Below are 4,527 nucleotides of genomic sequence, written 5' to 3' on the forward strand. Positions count from 1 at the left end.
CCTTGAATAATGATGCAAGGATTGCCTTATTGGATATTCTCGAAGATAGATATGGTTTAGGGTCAACTATGATTACTTCACAGTTGCCCGTGGACACTTGGTACAACTTCATTGAGGAGCCAACTCTGGCCGACGCCATAATGGACAGATTGTCAGCTTCAGCACACAGAATAGCATTAACAGGAAAATCTTTGAGAACTAAAAAAAATCATTAACTTTGAAAAACATCATCTTTACTTAGTGATGATAAAGGCCGGTTTGACTGGCGTACTTTGCTCCGGAATAAATGGCGACCTTTAGCGCGGAATGGTGGCGTACTTTCGTCGGAATATCCAGATGCAAATGAAATCTGAGGGATTAGCTAAAGGCAGTGTTGCAAAAGTGCAGTTGCTATCTGAAGGTTAAAATCAAAAAAAAACCGTTACAAAATTGCAACGGTTTGTGAATTAATGAATTAAAACCTTATTTTGGCATAACAACAGTATCAATTGCATGAATCACTCCGTTAGAAGCGGCCACATCAGCAAGAATAACGGTTGCGGTTCCTCCATTTGCGTCAGTCAACATCACTTTTCCTTCTTTCAAACTCAAAACAATAGTCCCACCTTGAACAGTTGTAACGGTATATTTTCCGTTATTTTTATTTATTACATCAATTACTGTAGCGGCATCAAATTTTCCTGATACAACATGATACGTCAATACTGCTTTCAATTTGTCTAAACTTTCTGGTTTCAACAAACCATCAACAGTTCCTGCCGGAAGTTTTGCAAATGCTGCGTTATTTGGTGCAAAAACGGTAAAAGGACCTTCGCTACTTAACGTTTCAACTAATCCCGCTGCTTTTACGGCCGTAACTAATGTCGAGAAATCTGCATTTCCTGCCGCTACATCTACAATGGTTGATGGCTCCACTACAACTGTAGTATCCATGGCTACTGCAGTAGAATCAGTCATTTCTGTAGATTCTGCTTGTTTTTTTTGTCCACAAGAAATAGTCATGATTCCTAATAGTACAAATGCGCTAATTGTTTTTACTAATTTCATAATCAATGTTTTAGGTTTGAAGTTATTTTTATTTCAAATATACAGATTAAAAACTATTGTTCAATCTTTTTAACAATTAATTAAACAAAAAATAAAACTATAATGCAATTCATAGCCATGATTCTTATTCCGACGGAGTTGTAAAATAAAAATGGCATTCGTTGCAAACTAGCGCCATTGGGATTGTTATCTAAATACAAAATAATGTCATATTTTGGGATGCTGTGCGAAGTCTCCTGACTTCGTACCCATTGCTATAGGCCATTCTTACTTTAGCAATAGTTATTTTCCTGCGTTTGTAGATTATTGGAATAGCTACGAAGTCGGAGACTTCGCAGAGCAATCACGATTACATTGTACTGTTACAACTTATTCATACTTCGCAGAGCGGATTGAAATATCAAGTCTTTGTATCCAGGGAATTTCTGATTCTACAAATGTAAGTTTGGTCTTGATGATTCGGTCACTTTTATCTCTGGGATTCTTAGTGATAAATCTCGCCTTAGATTTATTGAAATCCAACGTGTATTTTGCATCAAAGTCTTCTTGTTTGTTTGAAGAGAAAGTAATCACATTGTCTTTCGCAGTCCATTTTCCTTTACCGTATTTATTTACTTCAGGTGGAATTCCGTTTTTAATTTTTGAACAATAATGAAATAGGAATGTCCCATCAGGGTTTAAAGTCAATTTATAGTCAAACGTATCATTTATCTCAGTATTGATTGTTCGATTATAATCACCAGCAAATGCATTCGATTGCGCGAATACCGTCATGCTGAAAATTAAAAGGAAGGTGGAAAGTAGTAATTTCATCAGTTTATTTTTTAAATATTTCAGTACTTTTTGGTGCTTATTTAACTGTTTTGGTTTGTGGGCACAGTTTACAAAACTGCGTTAGCGATTGCGGATATCCATGAAATCAGGAATTATTTCATTTTACTATTCAAGTCTTCAAATTTTGCAGTCATTGTTGGATTTCCTCTTGTCAATTTCTTAATTGTCAAATCGTCAGCCTTATTGTTTGCAAGTCGAAGATTGTTTTCAGAAGATAAAAGTGCCTCTTTTGTTTTTTGAAGATGGTCAATTGTTTTATCTATTTCATCAATAGCTAGTTTAAATTTCCTGCTTGCCAGTTCATAATTTTTCGCAAATCCCTCTTTAAAAGTATTAATGTTTTCTTCAAAATTCGTAATGTCGACATTTTGACTTTTTACTAATGCAAGTTCTGCTTTTGCTTTCATTGAATTCATAGCAGCATTTCGTAAAAGTGTTATAATTGGAATGAAAAATTGAGGTCTTACTACATAAGTTTTTTCATGTCTGTGAGAAACATCAACAATTCCTGCGTTGTACAATTCGTTTTCAATTTCTAAAAGTGAAACAAGAACTGCATATTCACATTTTTTTTCAGTTCTATCTTTGTCTAATTCTTTTAAAAAGTCCTCATTTTTCTTTTTTGTTGCGGTTTCATCACCTTCATTTTTCATTTCAAACATAATAGAAATGATTTCATTTCCGAATTCGTCAGTTTCTTTATAGATATAATCGCCTTTGCTTCCAGATCTTGAGTCATTGTCTTTTTCAAAATATGCTTTTTGAAACGCCGTTGCACGAAGTTTATTAAATTCTATTTCGCAATGCTGTTCCAGGGTTTCACCTAGCATTTTAGTAGAAAGTTTTAGTTTCATATCCTTGCGAAGTGCTATTTCATCGTCTTTATGCTTTATAATATCATCTTTTGCCTTTAGTTCTGCTGTATACTTTTCGCTTAAAGATTTTTCTAATAGCTGATTTTCTGTTTCTTTAAGTCTTACATTGTAGGCAAAGTCGTCCCTCTCTTTTTCTATTTTTTGGATCGCTTCTGTTATTGAAAGTTTTTTTACAATTTCTGCATTTTCAAGTTTTGCTTTAATTTCTGCAAGCAAAGTTTCTTTTTCAGCCAATTGTCGATTTGATTTGTTTTCACTATCAGCTTTTAGCTGAATTATTTCTTTATCCTTATCGTCTCTCTCTTTTTCTATTTTTTTGATAGCTTCTGATACTGAAAGTTTCTTTTCGCTCTCTGCATTTTCAAGTTTTGCTTTAATTTCTGCAAGCAAAGTTTCTCTTTCAGCCAATTGTTGATTTGATTTGTTTTTGTTATCAGCTTTAAGTTGAATTATTTCTTTATCCTTACCCGCAATTTCAGATTGTAATGAATTTTTAAGATTTGCTTCAGCAAGCTTCACAGCACCTTCTTTTTCCTTTTCAGCAAGGTTTAAACGAGTTTGCAATTCGTCCTCAAATTGGTGGTCTCGAACTTGTTTAAGAATATCAGCAAAGCCAGCTTCATCAACTTTAAAAGCTTTTTTACAGTTAGGGCAAATAATTTCGTTCATAATAATTGAGGTATGCGTTATTTAATTTTTTCATTCTTGTTACGGTGCTAAAGTAACTCAAAATCTATTGCGTTTAGGTAACGATTGTGGATATCCGAGCGATCGGGACAACTGGGTTTACAATTTAATTGTTATATAGTATTCTGTTATTCTCAATAGTACAAAACAAATAAAAGCAATCCCTAATTTGATTATAAATTTATATTTCGGTTGTTGAGATGTATTGAAATTGATTAAAGCCTTTATGCTTTGAATAACTTTATCTTTATTTAACCATAAAATTATTAGAAGTAACAATTGGTATAGAATCGCTGCTTTTAAAGCTCCAAGATGCACTTCAAAATATATGTCTTGTAAAATCACATTTACAAGTATAGTAGATGTAAACAAACAACCAATAATTCTAGTTCTTTTCATCAAAATTAATGTTCCTCCAATTATTTCAAAAAGTCCTAAAGTTATTGCATATAATTTGGAGTAACCATAAAAAGCCCACATCAATTCCATTCCAGTCATTTCTGAAACAGTTTTGCGAATTTCAGAAGCTCCATCAAATTGGAATATTTTACCTCCACCATAAATAAACATTGCAAATACTACAATCCAACTAATTGCATTTTCAAAAATTTCTATTTTATCTTTTCTGTCGAATTTCATTCTTCGTGTTTTTCTTGTAGATTGTTGCCCAAAGGCTAGCGCGAGTTAAGTCATTGCGAGGAACGAAGCAATCCCATCCAGTTTGTTTATTATTTTATGTGCTTCTCTTTGTGGGCACAGTTTGCAAAACTGCCTTTACTTTGTATTTGATAAAAAATATTAAATTTATTCAAAGGAAAACAGAGGTGAACTATCAAAACCGCCAAGTTCATGACTTATTTAGCGCATTAGTCCTCTGTCTTCTCCTTGAATCCCGTTGAATTGCTTCAAATAGAATGATAGACATCAAGGTCTAATAAAGGCTCTAAAGAAGTTCAACATTTTTGTATATCCTAAATTCAAAGTTATGAAAAACTATTTATTTTACGTAGGTATTGATATTTCAAAATCAAAATTGGATGTAGTTATTTTAGAAAAACAAACGCCCAATGTGGCTAATCATTTC

At 33.0% G+C, this 4,527-nt stretch carries 5 protein-coding genes; 1 reads left to right on the plus strand and 4 read right to left on the minus strand.

What is annotated here, in order from left to right:
* Positions 1–215: ATP-binding protein (locus BUC23_RS17070; protein WP_167365610.1), on the plus strand; the 215-nt coding region annotated here is incomplete at its 5' end.
* A 247-nt stretch (positions 216–462) separates the two neighbouring features.
* On the opposite strand, the gene BUC23_RS17075 is transcribed toward BUC23_RS17070, so the two are convergent.
* The 4 genes from BUC23_RS17075 to BUC23_RS17090 form a co-directional block, all read right to left on the minus strand.
* Entirely contained in the window at positions 463–1,047 is a 585-nt protein-coding gene (locus BUC23_RS17075; protein WP_073211893.1) for a fasciclin domain-containing protein, read from the minus strand.
* A gap of 369 nt (positions 1,048–1,416) precedes the next feature.
* Positions 1,417–1,860, minus strand: coding sequence for a hypothetical protein (locus BUC23_RS17080; protein ID WP_139259985.1), 444 nt, complete (start codon positions 1,858–1,860; stop codon positions 1,417–1,419).
* A 113-nt stretch (positions 1,861–1,973) separates the two neighbouring features.
* Positions 1,974–3,425, minus strand: coding sequence for a DUF2130 domain-containing protein (locus BUC23_RS17085; protein ID WP_073211899.1), 1,452 nt, complete (start codon positions 3,423–3,425; stop codon positions 1,974–1,976).
* 117 nt (positions 3,426–3,542) lie between these two features.
* A complete protein-coding gene (locus BUC23_RS17090; RefSeq protein ID WP_073211902.1) occupies positions 3,543–4,082 on the minus strand; it encodes a hypothetical protein in 540 nt (179 codons plus the stop codon).
* Between the last annotated feature and the right edge of the window lie 445 nt (positions 4,083–4,527).

It is taken from the genome of Flavobacterium xinjiangense, assembly GCF_900142885.1.
Lineage (GTDB): Bacteria > Bacteroidota > Bacteroidia > Flavobacteriales > Flavobacteriaceae > Flavobacterium > Flavobacterium xinjiangense.